This window comes from Streptomyces sp. NPDC007991, assembly GCF_042958445.1.
Lineage (GTDB): Bacteria > Actinomycetota > Actinomycetes > Streptomycetales > Streptomycetaceae > Streptomyces.
Window position 1 is genome coordinate 920125 of the sequence record NZ_JBIBJD010000002.1, and the last position, 20942, is coordinate 941066.

General features: G+C 70.2%; 20 protein-coding genes. 5 read left to right on the plus strand and 15 right to left on the minus strand.

Annotated elements, in window-relative coordinates:
- Positions 1-1165 precede the first annotated feature (1165 nt).
- The 4 genes from ACFZDA_RS08240 to ACFZDA_RS08255 all read right to left on the minus strand — a co-directional run bounded on the left by ACFZDA_RS08240 (position 1166) and on the right by ACFZDA_RS08255 (position 3569).
- Complete coding sequence (locus ACFZDA_RS08240; RefSeq protein ID WP_391076823.1) at positions 1166-1474, minus strand: VOC family protein; 309 nt, start codon at positions 1472-1474, stop codon at positions 1166-1168.
- A 98-nt stretch (positions 1475-1572) separates the two neighbouring features.
- Positions 1573-2379, minus strand: coding sequence for an alpha/beta fold hydrolase (locus tag ACFZDA_RS08245; protein WP_391076688.1), 807 nt, complete (start codon positions 2377-2379; stop codon positions 1573-1575).
- A gap of 122 nt (positions 2380-2501) precedes the next feature.
- Complete coding sequence (locus ACFZDA_RS08250) at positions 2502-2999, minus strand: DUF2267 domain-containing protein (RefSeq protein WP_391076691.1); 498 nt, start codon at positions 2997-2999, stop codon at positions 2502-2504.
- 147 nt (positions 3000-3146) lie between these two features.
- Complete coding sequence (locus tag ACFZDA_RS08255) at positions 3147-3569, minus strand: Hsp20 family protein (protein ID WP_391076693.1); 423 nt, start codon at positions 3567-3569, stop codon at positions 3147-3149.
- A gap of 214 nt (positions 3570-3783) precedes the next feature.
- Between ACFZDA_RS08255 and ACFZDA_RS08260 the strand changes: the two genes are divergently transcribed.
- Both ACFZDA_RS08260 and ACFZDA_RS08265 read left to right on the plus strand, forming a co-directional pair.
- Complete coding sequence (locus ACFZDA_RS08260; RefSeq protein WP_391076696.1) at positions 3784-4086, plus strand: hypothetical protein; 303 nt, start codon at positions 3784-3786, stop codon at positions 4084-4086.
- A gap of 324 nt (positions 4087-4410) precedes the next feature.
- Positions 4411-5865: an alginate lyase family protein gene (locus ACFZDA_RS08265; RefSeq protein WP_391076826.1), complete on the plus strand. Its 1455-nt coding sequence runs from the start codon at positions 4411-4413 to the stop codon at positions 5863-5865.
- 162 nt (positions 5866-6027) lie between these two features.
- Here ACFZDA_RS08265 and ACFZDA_RS08270 read toward each other — a convergent pair whose 3' ends face one another.
- Together ACFZDA_RS08270 and ACFZDA_RS08275 are read right to left on the minus strand one after the other, a co-directional pair.
- Positions 6028-7512, minus strand: coding sequence for an MFS transporter (locus tag ACFZDA_RS08270; RefSeq protein WP_391076699.1), 1485 nt, complete (start codon positions 7510-7512; stop codon positions 6028-6030).
- Positions 7513-7611: 99 nt separating this feature from the next.
- The gene (locus tag ACFZDA_RS08275; RefSeq protein WP_391076702.1) at positions 7612-8952 is read right to left on the minus strand and encodes a DUF445 family protein; all 1341 of its coding nucleotides are present in this window, start codon (positions 8950-8952) and stop codon (positions 7612-7614) included.
- A gap of 195 nt (positions 8953-9147) precedes the next feature.
- Here ACFZDA_RS08275 and ACFZDA_RS08280 point away from each other — a divergent pair, with 195 nt between their 5' ends.
- Complete coding sequence (locus ACFZDA_RS08280; RefSeq protein ID WP_391076704.1) at positions 9148-10482, plus strand: GDSL-type esterase/lipase family protein; 1335 nt, start codon at positions 9148-9150, stop codon at positions 10480-10482.
- A 33-nt stretch (positions 10483-10515) separates the two neighbouring features.
- On the opposite strand, the gene ACFZDA_RS08285 is transcribed toward ACFZDA_RS08280, so the two are convergent.
- Genes ACFZDA_RS08285 through ACFZDA_RS08300 form a run of 4 tightly spaced genes read right to left on the minus strand, consistent with a single transcriptional unit; the run spans position 10516 to position 13859 of the window.
- Positions 10516-11190 (minus strand): DUF1707 domain-containing protein, encoded by a 675-nt coding sequence (locus ACFZDA_RS08285; RefSeq protein ID WP_391076707.1) that lies wholly within the window; start codon positions 11188-11190, stop codon positions 10516-10518.
- A 33-nt stretch (positions 11191-11223) separates the two neighbouring features.
- Complete coding sequence (locus ACFZDA_RS08290) at positions 11224-12240, minus strand: ATP-binding cassette domain-containing protein (RefSeq protein ID WP_391076710.1); 1017 nt, start codon at positions 12238-12240, stop codon at positions 11224-11226.
- 4 nt (positions 12241-12244) lie between these two features.
- Positions 12245-13066: an ABC-2 family transporter protein gene (locus ACFZDA_RS08295; RefSeq protein WP_391076713.1), complete on the minus strand. Its 822-nt coding sequence runs from the start codon at positions 13064-13066 to the stop codon at positions 12245-12247.
- Complete coding sequence (locus ACFZDA_RS08300) at positions 13059-13859, minus strand: ABC-2 family transporter protein (RefSeq protein WP_391076829.1); 801 nt, start codon at positions 13857-13859, stop codon at positions 13059-13061. Before ACFZDA_RS08300 ends, ACFZDA_RS08295 begins: the two co-directional genes overlap by 8 nt.
- Before the next feature lie 479 nt (positions 13860-14338).
- Here ACFZDA_RS08300 and ACFZDA_RS08305 point away from each other — a divergent pair, with 479 nt between their 5' ends.
- Complete coding sequence (locus ACFZDA_RS08305) at positions 14339-16747, plus strand: transglycosylase domain-containing protein (protein WP_391076716.1); 2409 nt, start codon at positions 14339-14341, stop codon at positions 16745-16747.
- A 71-nt stretch (positions 16748-16818) separates the two neighbouring features.
- On the opposite strand, the gene ACFZDA_RS08310 is transcribed toward ACFZDA_RS08305, so the two are convergent.
- Both ACFZDA_RS08310 and ACFZDA_RS08315 read right to left on the minus strand, forming a co-directional pair.
- Complete coding sequence (locus tag ACFZDA_RS08310; RefSeq protein ID WP_010040015.1) at positions 16819-17175, minus strand: co-chaperone GroES; 357 nt, start codon at positions 17173-17175, stop codon at positions 16819-16821.
- A 44-nt stretch (positions 17176-17219) separates the two neighbouring features.
- Positions 17220-17549, minus strand: coding sequence for a DUF3618 domain-containing protein (locus ACFZDA_RS08315; protein WP_391076720.1), 330 nt, complete (start codon positions 17547-17549; stop codon positions 17220-17222).
- 95 nt (positions 17550-17644) lie between these two features.
- Here ACFZDA_RS08315 and bcp point away from each other — a divergent pair, with 95 nt between their 5' ends.
- The gene (gene bcp, locus ACFZDA_RS08320) at positions 17645-18112 is read left to right on the plus strand and encodes a thioredoxin-dependent thiol peroxidase (protein WP_391076723.1); all 468 of its coding nucleotides are present in this window, start codon (positions 17645-17647) and stop codon (positions 18110-18112) included.
- Between the two features lie 72 nt (positions 18113-18184).
- On the opposite strand, the gene ACFZDA_RS08325 is transcribed toward bcp, so the two are convergent.
- The 3 genes from ACFZDA_RS08325 to ACFZDA_RS08335 are packed head-to-tail and all read right to left on the minus strand — an operon-like array spanning position 18185 to position 20792.
- Positions 18185-18916 (minus strand): ATP-binding cassette domain-containing protein, encoded by a 732-nt coding sequence (locus ACFZDA_RS08325; protein ID WP_391076726.1) that lies wholly within the window; start codon positions 18914-18916, stop codon positions 18185-18187.
- Positions 18913-19509 carry a hypothetical protein gene (locus ACFZDA_RS08330; RefSeq protein ID WP_391076831.1) on the minus strand — a complete coding sequence of 199 codons (597 nt, stop codon included), beginning with the start codon at positions 19507-19509 and terminating at the stop codon, positions 18913-18915. Before ACFZDA_RS08330 ends, ACFZDA_RS08325 begins: the two co-directional genes overlap by 4 nt.
- Positions 19509-20792, minus strand: a complete 1284-nt coding sequence (locus ACFZDA_RS08335) for a hypothetical protein (RefSeq protein ID WP_391076729.1) — start codon at positions 20790-20792, stop codon at positions 19509-19511. Before ACFZDA_RS08335 ends, ACFZDA_RS08330 begins: the two co-directional genes overlap by 1 nt.
- Positions 20793-20942: the final 150 nt, after the last annotated feature.

Sequence of the window (20942 nt, forward strand, 5' to 3'; positions counted from 1 at the left end):
GGAAGATGCTGGTCCCCAGTCGTTGGGCGGGACCGGCACACGCCAGTACTCCTCATTCGTGCCCTGAGGCGTCTCCACGCTCAACGCGTTCCAGTAGTTCGGGGCTTCGCCGTTCGGGGTGGTCCGCCGGAGTACGGTATTCATGGCGTCCCGGGGATGGATGGTGACTGTCCCGCGCGGCGCGAAACGGGACGCCGCCCACAGTGAGAACTGCTGGTTCGTGGCGGTCGGGCTGCACGGCGAGAGCGTGACGACCCAAGGGCCATAGCGAGCCCAGTCACCATCGCTCGCCGGCTTCGGACTGTAGGTCCAGCAGGTCCCCTTGGTAGTGCTCTGAATGCTGTAGTACCTGCCGTACTCCCGTGGTGTGAAAGTCCAGCTCTTGTCGGATGAGGCCGGCCAATGCGCGTCAGTGAACGCGGCAAGTACCTGCCCCAGGTTGCCGTAGGTGCCGATGTGTCGGTCAGTGCTCGCGTTCCGGATCTCGCCGGTGCCACCGGCCGCGTCGGCGGTGGCTGACGGTGCAGTGCCCAGGACACCGCCCAGCGCGACACACGCGGTGGCTGCGGCGATGGCCGTACGGCACCATGACCGGTGGCGTGGGATGGCAGCGGGCGACGATTTACGGTGCCGAGAAGAAGAGCGCATAGAACCTCTTTCGATTCTTCCCCATTGGTTGCGACAGAACAGACGCACACCGGCCTGCCCATGCCGTGCACGACATAGACGAGCGATATGACAATAGGAGACAGTTTTTGGGCACTTGATCCTTTTGGCTGTCGCTCCTGCACGGTCACCGAACCGGTTCCGGTAACGGGCAAGGCCGTTCACCGCACTTCACCCCTGTGGACATGGCACCCCGGGCGACCCGACTACCGAAACTCGGCGACCAATACCATCCTTGGAAGCGAATGAAGCCGGACGGCACGCGCCCACCTGGCTATCACCGCCCCTCCATCCCAAGTCCCTCCAGAGGAAAGTACAGGTCAGGGCTACTCAGTTGTCTTCTCGGCGAAAGCTGAAACCGGCACACATCGCATCTGATGAGAACTGGACGCAAGCTGCGCCGCCTTGGCCGGGCGGGTATGGGGAGGCCGCTGATCAGCGGATGACGGCCTGCCGTGTGCTTGCCCAGACAGACGGTGGCCGAAGGGCCGATGACGTCTCATTCTGATTCACTCGACCGGATGGCAGACCCCCGTTCGACGCAGAACTCGTTGCCCTCGGGGTCGGCCATGACGACCCAGCCTCTGCCGTTCGGGAGGGTGCGGTCCGTCAGGACGCGGGCGCCGAGGCTCACCGCGCGTTCGACCTCCTCGGGTGCGCCGTTCGGGAGCTCGATCAGCACCTCGGGGTCCCCGGGCTTGTCCGCGTCGGAGATCGGGCGGCCGAGCAACTCGGACCAGAAGCGGGCCAGTTCGTAGGGCTGTCCCGTGCAGTCGAAGGTGATGTGACGGATGGTGGGGTTCAACAGTCGTCTTCTACAGGCGAGTTGGGCGCGCTGGTGTACCGATGCGCCACCGCAGGATGGGCGGGGAGACGGGGTCCTGTCGAACTGTTCGGGGTTCGGGGTCAGGCGATGAAGGACCTGATCGCTTCATAGAGACGGTCCGGCTGGTCCAGGTGGACGTCGTGGCCCGCGTCGGCGATGCGGGTGTGGTGCGTGTGTGGGCGGTGCGCGAGCATCTCCGCCGGTTCGTCGGGGCGCATCGTGCCGTGGTCGCCCTGGATGAGGAGGGTGGGGCAGGTGATGCGGGACCATTCGGGCCAGTAGGCCGTGGTGGCCAGTTCCGCGACCGTTTCGACGATCGTGGTCCGGTCGAAGGCGGGGTACCAGCCGTCTTCTCGTTTCTCCAGGCCCCTCGCCCAGGCCTCGTGGCCCAAGTACGCCTCCGCCTCGTCGAGGGTCTTGAAGGGGGCCGGCCAGCTGTCCAGCCAGGTCGCGATCTGAGTGGGGAGGTCCGGGGACGGGCCGGCCGGGCCCGCTTCGATCAGGATCAGGGACTTCACCAGGTGGGGGTGGGACGCGGCCAGGAGCAGGGCCGTGTGGCCGCCCAGGGACTGGCCCAGCAGGGTGACGGGGGCCAGGTCCAGGTCCTCGATCAGCGTTGCGGCGTCCTGGACGTGGGCCGCGCGGGTCGTGGTCGCCGGGGTGCGGGTGCTGGCGCCGTGGCCTCGGGCGTCGTAGGTCACCACGCGGTGGCCGTCGGCCGACAGTCGCGCGGCGAGGGTGTCCCACTCGCCCTGGTGGCCCGCCAGGCCGTGCAGGAGGAGGAACGTGCCCGTGGGTTCCCCGGCGCGGCCGTCGGGGTGGTGGTCCGTGTGGGCGAGGTGCGTGCCGTCGGGGGTGGTGAGGGTTGCGGACCTCGTGCGGGTCAAGTGGCGGCTCCTGTCGGTGGCTTGGCCGTCTGTGCGACGGCCACCTCCCGTCCGTCCAAGAGGTGGCCGTCTTACGCGGTTCAGGAGCCTACGACGCCGGGCCGGCCCTACGACGCCGGGCCCTACGACGCCGGGCTCAGGTCCGCTCGGCCGAACAGGAGGGCGTAGCCGGCGGGGAGCTGGTTCAGGATGCGGGTGATCAGGTCGTCGCCGACCAGGGGCGGCAGCACGCTCAGGACCGAGCTGACGTCCCAGCGGGCCGTGGCGGGGGTCGCTCCCTCGATACGGGCCGCTACGGAGTCGACGAACTCGGCGGCGGTCAGCGGGCGCGTGGCCGGGATCTGGGAGGCGACGACTCTGGCGGCCTCCTCGGGCAGGGCGCGGGCGAGGTCGACCCGTTCGTCGCCGATCACATGGCCGCCGAGGGCGGACAGGACGATACGGGTGACCCGCTCCGCCTCCGACCTGGTGGTGTACTGGCCCGATTCCCGCACCGCTTCGATCAGCCGGGTCCACGCGTCGTCGTCGCCTCGGGTGGCGTGGTGGCGCTGCGGGGCGGGGATCAGGGTCTTCGGGGTCGCGAGAGCAGTCGCCGCACTGGGCACCGTCGTCACGCTCATGTGTGGGTCTTCCTCCGGATCCGGTGCTGTGTCGCGCCGCCGGGGTGGGGCTCCGGCGGCGCGGGTGGGGGTTGGGTTGGGGGGTGGGCTGTCCCGTGGGCGGGACGTCCTCGGGACAGCCTTCGTGGGTACGTGAGTGCCGTGCCGTCAGCCGCTGATCTGCTTGGGCTTGTCGCCGCCCGTGATCTGGATGCGGCGCGGCTTGGCCTGCTCGGCCACCGGGATGCGCAGGGTCAGGACGCCGGCCTCGTAGGAGGCGTCGATGCGCTCCGTGTCCAGCGTGTCGCCGAGGAAGAGCTGGCGGGTGAAGGTGCCCGTGGGCCGTTCGGCGACGAGGAGCTCCGCGTCCTCGGGGGCCGGGGACCTGCGTTCGGCTCGGACGTTCAGGACGTTGCGTTCGACGTCCAGCTCGATCGTCTCGGGGTCGATGCCGGGGAGGTCGAAGTGGACGAAGAACTCGTCCCCCGAACGGTAGGCGTCCATCGCCATCGCCGAGGGGCGCGTGGCGGGGCCGAAGACCTGCTGGGTGAGCCGGTCGAGTTCACGGAAGGGGTCCGTGCGCATGAGCATCACTGGTCACTCCTCTCTCCAGGCGCTGTCCGTGCGATGCCCTACGTTCTTCGCCTTCTTATATAACTCGGAGCGGGAAACTTGACAAGCGTCGACTCATGTTCGGGGGCTGTTTGGGGAACGGGCCTGCCTATGCCCCGGCGCGTGTGCCTCCGACCTCGGGCGTTAGCCTCGGTGGTCCCGGGCAGGGCAGGGCAGAAAGCAGGAGGCAGGGATGGCGAAGGTTCCCAGTGCGGTGATCGCCGCGAGCGGGCTCGTGGGCGGGTACGGCGTGGCCCGCTGGACCAGGCAGCGGCCGCTCGGCGGGGCCGTGCTCGCCGTCGCCGGGGCCGCGGCCGCGCGGCAGTGGCGGCAGCAGGCCGGCGGGGTGGCCGCGGGGGCGTTGTCGGCCGCGTATGTCGCCGCCTTCGCCGGGTCTCATCCGCTGGCCAGGAAGGTGGGTGCCTGGCCTGCCGTGTTCGGGGTGGCGGGGGCCGTGGCCGTGGCGTCCTGGGCGGTCGCCGACCGGCGCGGTTGAGCGAGCTGCGCTCCGGACCTTCGGCGTCCGGAGCGGGCCGAGCACACAGCGAAGAACCCCGGCCCTGAAACCAGGGCCGGGGTTCTCGTCTGGAGCGCCGGGCAGGCCTTGCACCTGCATCTCCCCGCAGGAAGCGGGACGTCTTTCCTTGGACCACCAACGCATCGTCCGTCTGCGGGAGTTCCAGCGAGCGGACGCAGATCAACTATAGCGCAGTTTTTGTTATCGCCTCACCGTCCGGCCGTCTCCTCACCGTCCCCCGCAGGAACGCGACTTACGACGTTGAGGTACGACAACGTGACACGACAGATCAGCCGCCGGAACATGTTGAAGGCCACGGGCGCGGCAGCCGGAGCCGCCGGTGTCGGCGTCGTCGGCGCCGGTGTCGGCACGACCGCGCTCGCGAGCCCGGCACTCGCCGCCGGCTCCGCCTTCGCCCACCCCGGACTGCTGCACACCCGTGCCGACCTGGACCGTATGGCGGCCAAGGTGAAGGCGGGCGCCAGACCCTATACGGCCGGTTTCGCCAAGCTCACCGCCAACCGGCACGCGCAGAGCGGCTGGCGGGCCAATCCGCAGGCGACGGTGTACCGGGGGGCGGGGTCGCCCCAGAACTACACGGTCCTCTACAACGACATCCACGCCGCCTACCAGAACGCCCTGCGATACCACGTCACCGGCGAGACCGCGCACGCCGACACCGCGGTGGCGATCCTCAACGCCTGGTCGGGGAAGCTGACCTCGATCCAGGGCTCGGCCGACCGGTTCCTGGCCGCGGGGCTGTACGGCTACCAGTTCGCCAACGCCGCCGAACTCGTACGGGATCATGGTGACTTCGCGCTCGAGCGGGCGCAGGACGTGATGCGGAACGTCTTCCATCCGGTCAGTGACAGTTTCCTGCGCGATCACAACGGCGCCGTCATCACCAACTACTGGCCCAACTGGGACCTGACAGCCCTCGCCTGTGTGCTCGCCACCGGCATCTTCTGCGACGACCGAGCCGTGGTCGACCGGGCCGTCGAGTACTTCAAGCACGGGGACGGCATGGGGTCCGTCAAGCACGCCATTCCCGTCGTGCACGACGACGGGCTCGCCGAGTGGGTCGAGGCCGGGCGGGACCAGGGGCACGCGCTGCTCGGGGTCGGGCTGATGGGCACGGTCTGCGAGATGGCCTGGAACCAGGGCATCGATCTCTACGGCTATGACGACAGCCGCTTCCTCAAGGGGGCGCAGTACGTGGCGAAGTGGAGCCTGGGCGGGGATGTGCCGTATACGGCCAACACGCGGAAGAAGGGGGCGATCGGGGGGTGGTCGGGGAGTGAGACCGCGACGCGGGCCGCGGGTGTGGATCCGGCCATGACGCGTCCCATCTGGGCGATGATCGCCAACCACTACACCAAGCGGCGGGGGTTGTCGGCGTCGTATCTGACGCGTGCGGCGGCCAAGGCCGCGCCGGAGGGCGGGGGTGGGGATTACGGGCCCAACAGCGGGGGTTACGACCAGCTGGGCTTCGGAACGTTGGCCTTCACGCGGGACAAGGCAACGGACCCGGCGGCGCCGGCGCCGGCCCCCGCTTCGTCTCCCGCGGCGTCCGGTGCCCGGCCTCAGGCGGGTGCCACTCCGTCGGTCGTAGCCTCGCCTGCCTCGGGGAGGGACCTCGCCGCCACCGGTTCTGAGGAGGTCGTCGGGTGGGCCGCCGCTGCGGGAGTCACCGCCGTCGCGGGTGGGTTGCTTCTGCTGCGACGGCGGGATCGTGTGCGGCAGGGTGCGGCCGAGTAGCCACCGGCACGTCGCAGGGGTGCTGGGCGTGCGGCCCGGGCACGGGTCGGGCCGCACGCCCGCGCCGGCGGGGTGCCGCCGCGCCCACCCGTGCCGCCTGGGGGGCACCTCCCAGGCCCTTGAGGCGCTGCGGAGATCCATCAGAAGGGCCCTAGGTGCGGCCTACACCGGCGCCGCCCTCGACCCCGTCTGATCCGCCGACGCCGTCAGCGGCGTGGCGATGTCCTCCAGCGAACGGCGTTCCGCCCGCACCGCGAGGAGTGCCGCCGCCAGGCCGGCCAGGCACATCAGGGTCGCGCCGATCTGGAAGGCGAGGACCGTGTCGCCGACCTTGCCCGTGCCGGTGAGGTCGGCGAAGAGGAGCGGGCCGCTGATGCCGCCGGCTGCCGTGCCGATGGCGTAGAAGAAGGCGATGGACATGGCGCGGGTCTCCATCGGGAAGACCTCGGAGACCGTCAGGTAGGCGCTGGACGCGCCCGCCGAGGCGAAGAACAGCACCGCGCACCAGCAGGCGGTCAGCGTGGTCGCGCTGAGCGAGCCCTGGTCGAAGAGCCAGGCCGTGCCGAAGAGGAGCAGGCCGGACAGCAGGTAGGTGCCGGAGATCATCACGCGGCGGCCGACCGTGTCGAAGAGCTTGCCCAGGAGCAGCGGACCGCAGAAGTTGCCGAGCGCGATGACCGCGAAGTAGTAGCCGGTGCTGCCGCTCGGGACGTCGAAGAACGTCGTCAGGATCGCGCCGAAGCCGAAGGTGATGGCGTTGTAGAGGAAGGCCTGGCCGATGAAGAGGGAGAAGCCGAGGACGGCGCGGCGGCGGTAGTCGGAGAAGACGGTGCGGCCGATCTCCAGGAAGGAGACGCTGCGGCGCTGGTGGATGGTGATCTCGCCCTCCGCGCGCGGCAGCGACTGGCCGTGCTCCTGCTCGACCTTCCGCTCGATCGAGGAGACGATGCGTTCCGCTTCGTCGTCGCGGCCGTGGATCAGCAGCCAGCGGGGGCTCTCCGGGACGTGCCGGCGGACCAGCAGGATCACCAGGGCCAGGACCGCGCCGAGCGCGAAGGTGAGGCGCCAGCCGACGTTCGCCGCGAAGATGTCCGTGTCCAGCGCGACGATCGACAGGAGGGAGCCGCCGACCGCGCCCAGCCAGAAGCTGCCGTTGATCATCAGGTCGACCCGGCCGCGGTACTCCTTGGGGATCAGTTCGTCGATCGCGGAGTTGATGGCCGCGTACTCGCCACCGATGCCGAAGCCGGTGAGGAAGCGGAAGAGGAAGAACCACCAGGTGTCGAAGGCGATCGCGGTCAGGGCCGTGGCGCCGAGGTAGACCGCCAGCGTGATCATGAAGAGTTTTTTGCGGCCCCACTTGTCGGTCAGCCGGCCCCAGAAGAGCGCGCCGGAGCAGGCTCCCGCCACGTACAGGGCGGCCGCCATGCCGGTGACCTCACCGGAGGTGATGGGCAGGCCGCTGCCGGGTTCCGACAGGCGGCCGGCGATGTTGCCCACGACGGTGACTTCGAGACCGTCGAGGATCCACACGGTGCCGAGGCCGATGACGATCGTCCAGTGCCAGCGCGACCACGGGAGGCGGTCGAGGCGGGCGGGGATGTCGGTGGTCACGGTTCGGCCGGTCCCGGCCTGCGCGGTGGTCATGGGCTCCCTCCTCATCGAGAAGAACCCGGGTCGAGTGCCCTGAGCGGATGTGCTTACGCCCTGACACCTGAGGCCACCCGTGCGTCACCTCCCGGCCGCTCACGCTCCCAGCGCTTGCGACACCGTGTAGATCAGCAGGCCGGCGAGCGAGCCGACCACCGTGCCGTTGATCCGGATGAACTGCAGGTCGCGGCCGATGTTCGCCTCGATCTTCCGCGTGGTGTGCTCGGCGTCCCAGCTCGCCACCGTGTCCGTGATCAGGGAGGTGATCTCCTTGCGGTAGGTGGTGACGACGTAGACGGCCGCGTCCTCCACCCACTTGTCGACCTTGTCCTGCACCTTGCGCTCGCCCGCCATCCGGGAGCCGAGCGACAGCAGGGACGCCCGTACGCGCAGCCGCAGTTCGCTGCGCTCGTCCTCCGCCGCCGCGACGATCATGGACCGTACGGCCGTCCAGGCGCTGGCGATGAGGTCCTGGACCTCGCCGCGGCCCAGCACCTCGCCCTTGAGGCGCTCGACGCGGGCACGGGTGTCGGTGTCGGACTGAAGGTCGGAGGCGAAGTCGGTGAGGAAGCGGTCGAGGGCGCCGCGCGCGGGGTGGGCGGGCATGTCGCGCATCTCCGTGGCGAAGCGCAGGAGTTCCTTGTAGACCCGCTCACCGACCTTGCGGTCGACGAACCTCGGCGTCCAGCCGGGGGCGCCGCCCTCCACGGCGTCCATGACCTCGTCGCGGTGCAGCACCAGCCAGTCGTGCGCGCGGGTGACGACGAGGTCGACGACCCGTTTGTGGCCGCCGTCGGCGACGACCTTCTCCAGCATCTTGCCGATGCCGGGCCCGATCTCCTGGGCGTTCGCGCGGCGGGTGATCGCCTCTCCGACGACGGCCTGGACGTCGGAGTCGCGCAGGACCGTCAGGGCGCCGCGCAGGGCGGTGGACAGCTCCGCCGTGACCCGGTCGGCGTGTTCGGGGACGGCGAGCCAGGCGCCGAGGCGGCTGCCGATGCCGACGGCGCGCAGCCGCTGCCGTACGACGTCCTCGGAGAGGAAGTTCTCCCCGACGAACTCGCCGAGGGTGACGCCGAGCTGGTCCTTCTTGGTGGGGATGATCGCGGTGTGCGGGATGGGGATGCCGAGGGGGTGGCGGAAGAGGGCGGTGACGGCGAACCAGTCGGCGAGCGCGCCGACCATGCCCGCCTCGGAGGCCGCGGCGACATAGCTCGCCCAGGGGCCCGCGCCGGAGTTCTGGGCCCACTTGGCGAGGATGTAGACCACGGCGACGAACAGCAGGAGCCCGGTGGCGGTGAGTTTCATGCGGCGTACGCCGCGCTGCTTCTCCTCGTCCGCGGGGCTGAAGGTGGCCATCGCACGGTTCGTGGGGACGCCGGGGCGGGCATGCTGCCCTCCGACGGCGCCTGTTTCTTCTGCTTTCGTCCGTTCCATCCGCTCCACCCGCTTGGTGATCCCGCACACATTGTCCCTTCCTGACCGACTCCTGGAACGGAACAGGAGTTCCCGGCGTCTGTCGGGAGGGGGTAATGCCACGGGGTCCGTGTGAGCCTCCCCCGGCCCATGACGCATCATGGGCGTATCAGATCGGAGCCTTGGGCTCCCATCGCCCGAGGAGAACTACACAGCATGACCCGGGGTCGTGGTTACGCCCTATTGGCCGTCGTTGTCGCAGCGATCGTGGCCCTTTCCACCGCCATATACGTCGGGGTGGCGCCCGGCAGAGGTACGCCGGCGCGCAACGCTCTCGCCGACGACCGCCTCCCGAACAACTCCGCCGCCCCCGCCTCCACCGGCACCTGGGTCGGTACCTGGTCCGCTTCTCCGGCCGCGGCCGAGCCGGGCACGGAGACGACCGGCATGGCGGACCGCTCGGTGCGCAACGTCGTCCACACCAGCGTCGGCGGTACGAGTGCCCGCGTGACGCTGTCCAATCTCTACGGACAGTCGCCGCTGAACATCACGCGCGCCTCGATCGCCGTCGCCGCCGGGAGCGGCACGGCCGCCGCGCTCTCGGACACCCTGCGGCAGCTGACCTTCAGCGGCGGGCCGGCGGTCGTCATCCCGCCCGGCGGGCAGGTGATGAGCGACGCCGTGCGCATCGTCATCCCGCACGGCGCGGACGTCCTGATCACCACGTACACGCCGACCAGCTCCGGCTCGGTGACGTACCACCGGCACGCCCGGCAGATCTCCTACGTCGCCCAGGGCGACCACACGGCCGACGCGACGGGCGCGCCGTACACCGAGCAGAGCATGTACTGGCGTTACCTGACCGCGCTGGACGTACTGAGCAACGAGTCCGACGGGACGGTCGTCGTCCTCGGCGACTCGATCACCGACGGGATCACCTCCACCGCCGGTGCCAACAACCGGTGGACCGACGTCCTGTCCGACAGGCTACGCGCGGAGATCGCCGCCGGGCGGGACCTGCCCCGCTACAGCGTGGTCAACCAGGGCATCAGCGGGAACCGGGTCCTCACGGACGGGCTGGGCCGGCCGGCGGACAACCCCAGCGGCCTGAACCGCTTCGCGCGGGACGTGCTGGAACGGACGAACGTCAAGGTCGTCGTCATCGACCTCGGGGTCAACGACATCCTGCGCAACCCGCGGCTCGCGGATCCGAACGCGGTGCTCGGCGGGCTGCGCACGATGGTCGCGCAGGCGCATGACCGGGGGCTGAAGGTCGTGGGGGCGACGCTGATGCCGTTCGGGGGGCACCGGGGGTACTCGGAGGCCCGGGAAGGCGTGCGGCAGCAGATCAACGCGGAGATCCGGGCGGGGCGGGTGTTCGACGCGGTGGTCGACTTCGACAAGGCGCTGCGTGATCCTTACGATCCGCGGCGGCTGCGGGCCGAGTACGACTCGGGGGATCATCTGCATCCCAGTGACGCGGGGTATGCGCGGATGGGTGAGGTGTTCGATCTGGAGAGTTTGAAGGGGTCCGTACCGGCGGAGCTGTAGGGCTGAGGCATGACTGCGCGCACGCAGCGGCGGCTAGCCGTCCAGCTGGCGGCGGCGTTGCTCGCGCAGTCGCTGTTTCTCCGCGCGGGTCGGTTTTCGCTGGACTCCGACGCCGCCCCAGAAAGCGAAGCCGGTGATGACGACGCGCGGGGCGCCGGGGACGCGGGGGACGCCCTCCTCGCGGTGGTCGAAGCCGCCCATGATGCCGATGCCGCGGACGACGACCTCGACGCCGGGCGGGACGATGACATCCACCCCGCCCATGATCGCGATCGCGTTGATCTCGACCTCGCCGTCCGCGAAGTTCGCCTCGCGCAGGTCGATCTCCCCGCCGCCGCACAGGGCGAGGCAGGTGAACCGCCGGGGCATCGTCCAGCGCCCCTTGCGCTGGAAGCCGGACATCACGGCCACGGCCCACGACGAGGAACCCTCCCCGCCGACGATCCGCCCGGACCAGGGCGAGCCGTCCGGGCCGGCGGCGGGCTCCTTGGCCAGTGACACGGAGGGCGCCGTGACGCCCGCGGCCGGCAGGTCCCGGGTGATCGGCGCCAGTTCGCCGTACGTCCGCGCCTGATACGTCGCGTCCAGCCGCTCCTCGAACTCCGCCATGTCGAGACGGCCCTCCGCGAGGGCGTCCCGCAGGATCTCGGCGACCCGTTCACGGTCGGCGTCGGAGGCGCGGAGGTCCGGGACTGAGTCGTCGGTCATACACAGCAGATTACGAGTTCACCCCGCCGGGGGCTACGAGATCGCACGCTCGGCCTGGTCCGGCGGGGGTTTGGGGGTGTCCCCCAAGGTATGCAGCATCTTCGCGATCACCGCCTCGATGTCCGGCTCCCGCACCGACAGGTCCACCAGGGGGTACTCCGCCGCGATCCGCGCGACCAGCGGTGCCGCGGACTGAGCCGCCGGGAACGCCAGCCACTGGCGCGGACCGTCCACCCGGACGACCCGGGCGGGCGCCGGGGCGTCGATCGGCGGCAGTTCCCGCTCCAGGTCCACCACCAGGGTCCGCTCGCTCTCCCCCGCCTCGTGCAGCCCGGCGAGCGGGCCGTCGTACATCAGGCGCCCGTGGTCGATGACCATCACCCGCTTGCACAACTGCTCGATGTCCTGGAGGTCGTGCGTGGTCAGCAGCACCGTCGTGCCGCGCTCGGCGTTCAACTCCCGCAGGAACTCCCGCACCTTGGACTTGGAGACGACGTCGAGGCCGATGGTCGGCTCGTCGAGGTACAGCACCTCCGGGTCGTGCAGCAGTGCCGCCGCGATGTCGCCGCGCATGCGCTGCCCGAGCGAGAGCTGCCGTACCGGCACGTCCAGCAGGTCGCCCAGGGCGAGGAGTTCGACCAGTCGGCCGAGGTTCTCGCGGTAACGGGCGTCCGGGATCCTGTACATGCGGTGCATCAGCCGGTAGGAGTCGACCAGCGGCAGGTCCCACCACAGCGTCGTACGCTGCCCGAACACCACGCCGATGCGGTGCGCGAGCCGGGTGCGTTCGCGGGAGGGGTCGATGCCGGCGACCCGGAGCCGGCCGGCGCTCGGGGTGAGGATGCCGGTCAGCATCTTGATCGTGGTCGACTTGCCGGCGCCGTTGGGGCCGATGTAGCCGACCATCTCGCCGCGTTCCACGCGGAAGGAGATCGAGTCGACGGCCCGGACCTGCCGCCGTTCCCGTTTCATGAAGCCGGTCTTCTTGCGTACGTCGAAGACCTTCTCGACGCCGTCGAGTTCGATGAACCCGCCGTCCACACCGTCCACGCCGTCAACTCCCTGTACTCCGGTAGGAACGAAGCCCCACCCGCCACGCCATCCCCGCCAGCACACAGCAGGCCACCGCCACCAGCGGCGACGCGAAGGCCGCCCCCCGGGGCAGCTCGATCGGGTACGGCCGGCCCAGCACATAGGCGGCCGGGACCCAGTTGACGAAGGCGAGCGGCAGCATGAAGGTCACGCCGCGCACCAGGTCCTTCCCGAACACGCTCGGCGGATACTGCAGCAGCGTGGTCCCGCCGTACGTGAACGCGTTCTGCACCTCGGCGGCGTCCTGGGCGAAGATCTGGAAGGCCGCGCCCGCCACGAACACCGCCGAGAAGATCGCCGCGCCGCTGACCACCATCACCGGCACCAGCAGCGCCTTGGGCGCGCTCCAGTCGACGTCGACCGAGACCAGCGCCCAGCCCAGAACCACCGCGCCCTGCGTGATCCGGCCCAGACGGCGCAGCGCGAAGCGGTCGGCGCCGACCTGGGCGAGCACCGGCGCGGGACGCACCAGCAGGATGTCGAACGAGCCGTCGCGCATCCGGGCGCCCAGGACGTCCATCGAGCCGAGCACCAGGTCGGCGATCCCGAACGCCGTCACCGACAGCCCGTACAGGAAGGCGATCTCGGGCAGTGACCAGCCGCCCAGCGAGTCGACCTGCGAGAACATCAGCAGGATCCCCACGAAGTCCAGGCCGGTCACCAGCAGGTTGCCGAACACCGTGACGACGAAGGAGGTGCGGTAGGTCATGCTGGAGCGCACCCACATCCCGGCGATCAGCCGGTAGGCCCGCAGCCCCTCCAGCAGGAGGCTCCGCTCACCCACCCTGCACCACCACCCGCCGCGTCGCGGCCGACTGCAGCAGCCGCCCCGCCGCGAGCAGTGCCACCGCCCACGCCGCCTGGAAGGCGAACGCCCCGAGCGGGTCGGTCTCCCCCATCAGCACGTCCGCCGGCATCTGGATCTGCGCCGCCCACGGCAGCACCCGCACGATGTCGCCGAACACGCCCGGGAAGGCGTTCAGCGGCAGCACCATGCCGGAGAAGAAGATCCCCGTGATCATCAGCACCTGGTTGACGCCCATGCCGTCCATGAGCCAGAACACGCTCAGGGCCACCAGGTAGCGGAGCGCGAAGCTGACGACCGCCGCCAGCAGGAGCGTGACCACGAAGGCCGCCCAGGGCGTGACCGTCGTCGGCAGCGCCATGGGGAAGAAGACCGCGCCGAACGCGAAGGGGACGACGCCCCGCCCCAGCATCTGGAACAGGGCCCGGCCCACGTCGCCCGCCAGCCACCACAGCTGCAGATCGGCCGGCCGGTACAGGTCGACGGCGATCTCGCCGGTGCGGATGCGCTCCATCAGGTCCTTCTCGGCGCCGCCGCCCTGGATGGCGAGGGTCGCGTAGAGGCACTGTCCCAGCCACACATAGGTCACGGCCTGCGCCTGGTCGTACCCTCCCAGATGCGGCTTCTCGTCCCACAGCGCCAGGTACGTGTAGACGAGGATGACGCCGAAGACCGTGTTGGTGAACACCCCGGCCACCGTGGCCGCCCGGTACGTCGCGTACCGCCTGAAACCCCCCGCCGCGACGGCCGCGTACAACCGTCCCGAGCCCACATCCACCGCCCCCTCGCCGCCAGGCACCGAAGCGCAGGAGCCTAGTGGACCGGTGATCACGCGTGCCACGCGTTTTCGAGGACCGGATCGGGCGCCGCGGGGCGGGTGGGCACCGGCCCAGACGGTACGATCCGTTGCGTCCGCGTGGGCCGAGGCGCCCGTGGCCAGGGCGAGCGGCATGGCGGCGGTGCCGGCCGGGACGGAGCGTACGAGCCGTCGCGTCCACGGTGGCGTCCCCCTTCGGGCGAATGTCGCGCAGGCGAGAACGCGATTCGGGTAACCGTGCGAAACAGCGCGGTTCACCCCTGCGTCCGCCCGCCCGCTCGCCCCCACACAGCCCGTCCCGCCGCCCGGCTCACGACACGGCCCTCGGTCAGGGAACTGATCGCCGGATGGGACAGTCTTCATCACAGGGGCGCAAGAGCGAGCAGAGACGTACGGGAACGACGTACGACGCGAATCAGGAGTCCGTGCACGACATGAGTGACGAGCCGCAGCCGCAGCAGCCGACACCCGGCTGGGCACCGAGAGAGCCGCAGGCGGACGGCGACCCGGCCACACCGCAGGCCCGGCCGGCCGGGAAACCGAAGCGCACCGGCTGGCGCCGGATCATCCCGACCTGGCGTATGACGCTCGGCGCCTTCATCATCGTCGCCCTGCTGCTGGTCGGCGGCTTCTTCCTCGGCTACTCGCTGGTGCAGATCCCGCCGGCCAACGCGCTCGCCACCAAGCAGGCCAACGTCTACCTGTACGCGGACGGCTCGGTGATCGCCCGCGACGGCGAGATCAACCGGGAGAACGTCACCCTCCCGCGGATCTCCAAGGCCGCCCAGCACGCGATCCTGGCCGCCGAGGACCGCGACTTCTACACCGAGTCCGCGGTCGACCCCAAGGCCATGCTCCGCGCCGCCTGGAACACGGCCCTCGGCAAGGGCAAGCAGTCCGGCTCCACCATCACCCAGCAGTACGTGAAGAACTACTACCTGCGCCAGGACCAGACCCTCACGCGCAAGGCCAAGGAGTTCTTCATCGCGATCAAGCTGGACCGCGAGGTCAGCAAGGACCACATCCTCGAGGGCTACCTCAACACCAGCTACTTCGGCCGCAACGCCTACGGCATCCAGGCCGCCGCCCAGGCCTACTACGGCACGGACGCCACCGACCTCGACCCGGCCCGCGCCGCCTACCTCGCCGCGCTCGTCAACGCGCCCAGCCAGTACGACGTCGTCGCCCACCCCGAGAACCGCAAGGCCGCCGAGGCCCGCTGGAACTACGTCCTGGACGGCATGGTCAAGAAGGGCTGGCTCAGCGCGTCGAAGCGGGCCGGCATGAAGTTCCCGGTGCCGAAGGAGTCCACCCTGTCCACCGGCATGTCCGGACAGCGCGGCTACATCGTGCGGACCGTCAAGGACTACCTCACCCAGAACAAGATCATCGACGAGAGGCAGCTCGACGCGGGCGGCTACCGCATCACCACGACGCTCCAGAAGCCCAAGCAGGACGCGTTCGTGAAGGCCGTCAACGACAAGCTGATGGACAAGCTCGACAAGAAGAACAACAAGGTCGACCGCTACGTCCGCGCGGGCGGCGCCTCCGTCGACCCCAAGACCGGCGAGGTCGTGGCGATGTACAACGGCGTCGACTACGTCAAGCAGTACACCCCGAACGCCACCCGCAGGGACTTCCAGGTCGGCTCCACCTTCAAGCCCTTCGTGTTCACCGCCGCCGTCGAGAACCACTCGGAGACCCAGGACGGCCGCGTGATCACCCCCAACACGATCTACGACGGCACCAACGAGCGCACCGTCCAGGGCTGGACCGGCGACCCCTACGCCCCCGAGAACGAGGACCAGCGCTCCTACGGCGACATCACCGTCACCGAGGCCACCGACAGCTCCGTGAACTCGGTGTACGCGCAGATGGCGGCCGACGTCGGCCCCCCGGAGGTCAAGCAGACCGCGATCGACCTCGGAATCCCCGAGAACACCCCCGACCTCGCCGACGGCCCCGCCATCGCGCTCGGCACGGCCACCGCCAGCGTCCTCGACATGGCGGAGGCGTACGCCACGCTCGCCAACCACGGCCGGCACGGCACGTACACGATGGTCAAGAAGGTCACCAAGGAAGGCGCGCCGATCGACCTTCCCGAGCGGCGCACCCGGCAGGCCGTGAGCCGCGAGGCCGCCGACACCACCACCTCGATGCTGCAGAGCGTCGTCCAGAACGGCACGGCCTCCGCCGCGCAGGGCGCGGGCCGCCCCGTCGCCGGCAAGACCGGCACCGCCGAGGAGGACACAGCGGCCTGGTTCGCGGGCTACACCCCCGACCTCGCCACGGTCGTCTCCGTCATGGGCCAGGACCCGGTCACCGCCGCCCACAAGTCGCTGTACGGCGCGATGGGCCTGGACCGCGTCAACGGCGGCGGGCCGCCCGCGGAGATCTGGACGCAGTTCACCCAGGACGCCCTCAAGGACAAGCCCGTCAGGGACTTCGACCTCATGCTCCAGCCCGGCGCCGACGTCTCCGAGGCCCCCGGCACCGAGCCCCCGGCCGACCCGACCACCGGCGGCACCACCGACGGCGGCAGCACCTCCACCGGCGGCCAGGACACCGGCACCGAGACGCCCGGCCAGTCCCCGAGCGCACCCGAGGGACAGACCGAGGGCCAGACCGACGGCGGCACCACCGACGGCGGCACGGGCGGCGAGTCCCCGACCGGCGGCGGCACCGCGGACGGCGGCACCGGCGACGGCGGCACGGCCACCGACGGCGGCACGACCGACGGCGGCACGACGGAGGGCGGCGGCGACGCGACCGACGGCGGCGCGACGGGCGGCCCGACGGGCCCGGGCTGGGGCGTGGTCCCGCAGGGCGGCCGCCGCGAATAGAGCGCGAACAGAGAAGGGGCCGGTGACGAGGGTCACCGGCCCCTATTGCTCCTGCTCTGCTCCTGCCGGAACTACAGGTACAGGCCCGTCGAGTCCTCCGAGCCCTCGAACCGGTCCGCGGCCACGGCGTGCAGATCACGCTCACGCATGAGCACGTACGCGATACCGCGCACCTCGACCTCGGCACGGTCCTCCGGGTCGAACAGAACCCGGTCGCCCGGCTCCACCGTCCGTACGTTCTGCCCCACCGCGACGACCTCGGCCCAGGCCAGCCGCCGGCCGACCGCCGCCGTGGCGGGGATCAGGATGCCGCCGCCGGAACGCCGCTCGCCCTCGCTGGTGTCCTGCCGCACGAGTACGCGGTCGTGCAGCATCCGGATGGGCAGCTTGTCGGGATGGGTGCTGTGCTCGTTTCTCTTGGCGCTCACGCCCTGAAACCTACCTGTCTTCCCCGTGGACGTACGCGGTCGGGTCAGCCCTTGCGCCGCCGCGTGCTGACGGCCAGCAGCCCTACCACACCGACGATGGCCAGCGCGACGGGCACGACCCGCTCCAGCCGCGGCGCCCCGTCCTCGTCCACGAACCGGGCGCGCACGTCCGTGACGGCCCGGTTGACCTCCACGTACGCCCGCCCGAGGGTGTGATCGATGTTGGAAGCGACCTTGGCCTTGGCGTCCCCGACGATGGTCTTCGGGTGCACCCGCACCCCGATCTCGTCGAGCGTCTCGGCCAGGGTCGCGCGGCGGCGCCTGATGTCCGCCTCGATCTGCGCCGGGGTCCTGGTGTCCGCCGTGTCCGCCACCGTGTCGCCTCCGAAGTCGGTATGAAGCCTGTGCTGGACAGTCTGTCAGCTCCACGGCTCATAGCACTGTCCCGACCCCCGGTTAGGCTGGTCCGATGAGCGAGCGACTCCAGCCGGGGGACGTGGCCCCCGCCTTCACCCTGCCCGACGCCGACGGCACCGAGGTGTCCCTGTCGGACCACAAGGGCCGCAAGGTCATCGTGTACTTCTACCCGGCCGCCCTCACCCCGGGCTGCACCAAGCAGGCCTGCGACTTCACGGACAACCTGGAGCTGCTGACGGGCGCGGGCTACGACGTCATCGGCATCTCCCCCGACAAGCCCGAGAAGCTGGCCAAGTTCCGCGACACGGAATCCTTGAAGATCACGCTGCTCGCCGACCCGGACAAGCAGGTCCTGGACGCCTACGGCGCCTTCGGCGAGAAGAAGAACTACGGCAGGACCTACATGGGCGTCATCCGCTCCACGATCGTGGTGGACGAGGAGGGCAAGGTCGAGCGCGCGCTGTACAACGTCCGTGCGACGGGTCACGTGGCCAAGATCATCAAGGATCTGGGGATCTGATCCCGTCGAGCCGGGGGGCTCGGAACCGATGCGGGCGAGGTGATCTCGGCCCGCATCGGAGACCCGAGCGGATCAGGCCGACTCGAGCAGGGTCGTATAGGCCCCTTCGGCAGCCCGGCCCTGCGCCGTACCGGGCGGCGTGTGGGCGAGGAACTCGCCGGTCGAACCGTTCTGCACGAGACGCCCGCCCACGAGTACGGACACGTGATCGGCCTCTTCGGCGAGGTCGGTCACGTCGTGCGTGGAGAGCAGGATGCGGACCTCGTCCTTGACCGAGCCCAGGAGATCGCGGAAAACCCGTCGCTGACGTGGGTCCATGCCGGCCGTGGGTTCGTCCAGGAGGAGCACCCGTGCATCGTGGACCAGGGCACAGGCCACCCCCACCCGCCTCAGCTGCCCGCCCGAGAGCCGGCTGGTGCGGATGTCGGCGCGCTCCGACATCTCGACGCGGGACAGCGCTCGAGGAGCGCTGGCCCAGGCATCGCCCCTGCTCATTCCCTTCAGCCAGCCCACATAGGCGACGTACTCGCGTGCCGTGAGCGAGGGCAGGGGGGTGATGTTCTGCGGCATCCAGGCCACCGTCCGCCGGTAGTCCTTGCTCTTCGCGTCGAGTCCGTCCCACGTCACGGTTCCCCGCTGGGGCGCGGTGACGGCGGCGGCCAGCTGCAACATGGTGGACTTTCCGGCCCCGTTCGGTCCGAGAAGGATGGTCAGTCCGTCCGGAAGGCGGTAGTTGAAGTCCTTCAGCACGGCAGCCCGCCGTCGGCCGTATGCGAAGGTGCAGGAATCGAGAACAAGCGTCATGCGGCTCTCCGTGCGAAGCGGGTCGGTGAAAGGAGGTGGGCGCCCACGCCGACGACGAGCATCAAGAGCGCTCCCGTCGTGGCGTACCAGGTGCCGGGCGGTTCGAGGAGGACGGTCCACGGGTAGGCGTCACCGGGCGCTCTCATGCCGAACAGCACGCCGAGCAGCGGCCACAGTGCGGGAACGAGGACTGCGGATCTCCCGAAGAGGGCCCCGCACAACAGGGTGAGGCCGGCGAGGAAGGCCGTGTTGCGGCCCAGTGTCTCGGCCGATGCGGCCCCGGTGACCATGGCGATCACCTCGCCCACGGCACATGCGAGTGCCACCACTGCGAGCGAGAGCAGGACGTCGAAGAACCTGACGGGTCGGATTCCGGTGTTCTCTGCGGCGTCCAGCCGGGTGTGCAGACAGTCGAAGAGGACCGAGGTCAGCACGAGCGGGACGAGTGTGGCGGCCTGCACGAGTTCAGAGCCGCCGGACCAGATGGAGGGCAGGAAGAGGGGGGTGTCCTGAACGATCGCCGCGAGCAGCGTGAACATCAGGAACCCCAGGGGCAGCCGGGTGTGGGCGCGGCGGGCGCGCAGCCACCACATCACGTGGTTTTCCCGTCTTCCTGGCAGGCCTCCGCCACGGTCGTCTCGTACCAGGCCATTTGCCGGGCCTCGCTCAACCGCAGAACCTTCCCTACTCGGTCCTGGAGACGGCTGCGTTCCCGGGGGGTGAAATCGGGTTCGGAGCTGAGCCGTCTCAAGTAGGTGTCCGCCTGCCCGACTTTGGAGGACACCCAGTAGTACACCTGGCGGGCGGGACCGGTGGCGGGCGGGGCGCACCGGAAGCGCACCACTTCGCGGGCGATCTGGTAGCGAACGGTGCCGGTCGCCTCGCCGACTGCGAGCGGGACGGTCCAGGCGTCCTTCGTGGACGGTTCGGGATACCGGAGGCTGACAGAAGTGTCCGTGATGGACGTCGGTTCGGCGGGCAGACCGGCTCGCCGCAGGGTTGCCAGCGTGGCCTCGGCTTCCTCGCTGAGAGCGGAGATGTGCTCGGCGCGCGCCTCGGGCAGACAGATGCGGGGGGACTGCCCGGCGCAGGCGATCGTGCCGTGACCGGTGCTTCGTGGGCCTATGTAGCTCCAGTTGCCGACCAAGGTGAACGATCCGAACGCGCAGGCGACGACGAGTGCTCCCGCGACGGCTCCTCGCAGCCAGCGGGAAACAGGTGCCCAGAGCAGAACCATGGCGACGGCGGAGCCGACGGCGAGCAGGAGGGGAGCCGCGAGGGCGGCGGGGGTGGGCAGTTCGCCGAACATCATCTTTCCGGCGAAGAGGCCGGTGAGGTGCCGGGGCCACGGCGTCTCCAGTCCCGTGGACCAGCCGACGGCAAGGAAGTCGGTGACCGCGATGATCGGCACCACGGCGATGTGCCGGATGGCGGCTCCGACGGCGAATCCGACGATGCCGTGGGCGACGCAGAGCACCAGCGCGAAGGCCAGCAGCGTGAGGCCTGGCAGATCGGGTGCGACCTGCTCTTGGACCAGGGCGCACAGCGTGGGGAGGACGAGGAGCAGCCAGGCCAGTGCGATCACGGGAGACAGCTGCTGTGCGGCGATGGTGTAGCGGGATCGCACCGCCCCCAGCCCCCAGATTCCGGAGGCTCCCAGCTTCCGCGCCTCCCAGGCGGCGAGACCCGAGGCAACCGCGAAGGCCACGGGCAGCAGGTTGCGCAGCACCGCGTCGACCACGGTGGCGGAGTAGCCCAGCGGATCGATACGGAGGTCGTCACCGAGATCGGTGGCGTAGTAGGCGAACACGAGAAGCAGGGCGACAGGCGCGACCCGCAGCGCGCTGCTGGACCTGATGAGTGTGAGGGGTTTCACTTCTTGGCTTCCTGAAGCGGTCCGAAAAGGGGGCGTGGGGGGGGGGCCCCCGGGGGGCCCCCCCCCCCCCCCCCAACCTGACGAATAGGGGCGAGTGGGGTGGTCAACCCCCCCCGGCGCCCCCCCCCCCCCACCCCCCCGGGGTGGCGC

Excerpts from the sequence above, each read along its gene's own strand:
- ACFZDA_RS08250 (WP_391076691.1), bottom strand. The coding sequence starts at position 2,999 with ATGAGCGTGACGACGGTGCCCAGTGCGGCGACTGCTCTCGCGACCCCG.
- ACFZDA_RS08255 (WP_391076693.1), bottom strand. The coding sequence starts at position 3,569 with ATGCTCATGCGCACGGACCCCTTCCGTGAACTCGACCGGCTCACCCAG.
- ACFZDA_RS08260 (WP_391076696.1), top strand. The coding sequence starts at position 3,784 with ATGGCGAAGGTTCCCAGTGCGGTGATCGCCGCGAGCGGGCTCGTGGGC.
- ACFZDA_RS08265 (WP_391076826.1), top strand. The coding sequence starts at position 4,411 with ATGTTGAAGGCCACGGGCGCGGCAGCCGGAGCCGCCGGTGTCGGCGTC.
- ACFZDA_RS08270 (WP_391076699.1), bottom strand. The coding sequence starts at position 7,512 with ATGACCACCGCGCAGGCCGGGACCGGCCGAACCGTGACCACCGACATC.
- ACFZDA_RS08275 (WP_391076702.1), bottom strand. The coding sequence starts at position 8,952 with ATGGAACGGACGAAAGCAGAAGAAACAGGCGCCGTCGGAGGGCAGCAT.
- ACFZDA_RS08280 (WP_391076704.1), top strand. The coding sequence starts at position 9,148 with ATGACCCGGGGTCGTGGTTACGCCCTATTGGCCGTCGTTGTCGCAGCG.
- ACFZDA_RS08285 (WP_391076707.1), bottom strand. The coding sequence starts at position 11,190 with ATGACCGACGACTCAGTCCCGGACCTCCGCGCCTCCGACGCCGACCGT.
- ACFZDA_RS08305 (WP_391076716.1), top strand. The coding sequence starts at position 14,339 with ATGAGTGACGAGCCGCAGCCGCAGCAGCCGACACCCGGCTGGGCACCG.
- bcp (WP_391076723.1), top strand. The coding sequence starts at position 17,645 with ATGAGCGAGCGACTCCAGCCGGGGGACGTGGCCCCCGCCTTCACCCTG.
- ACFZDA_RS08325 (WP_391076726.1), bottom strand. The coding sequence starts at position 18,916 with ATGACGCTTGTTCTCGATTCCTGCACCTTCGCATACGGCCGACGGCGG.
- ACFZDA_RS08330 (WP_391076831.1), bottom strand. The coding sequence starts at position 19,509 with ATGTGGTGGCTGCGCGCCCGCCGCGCCCACACCCGGCTGCCCCTGGGG.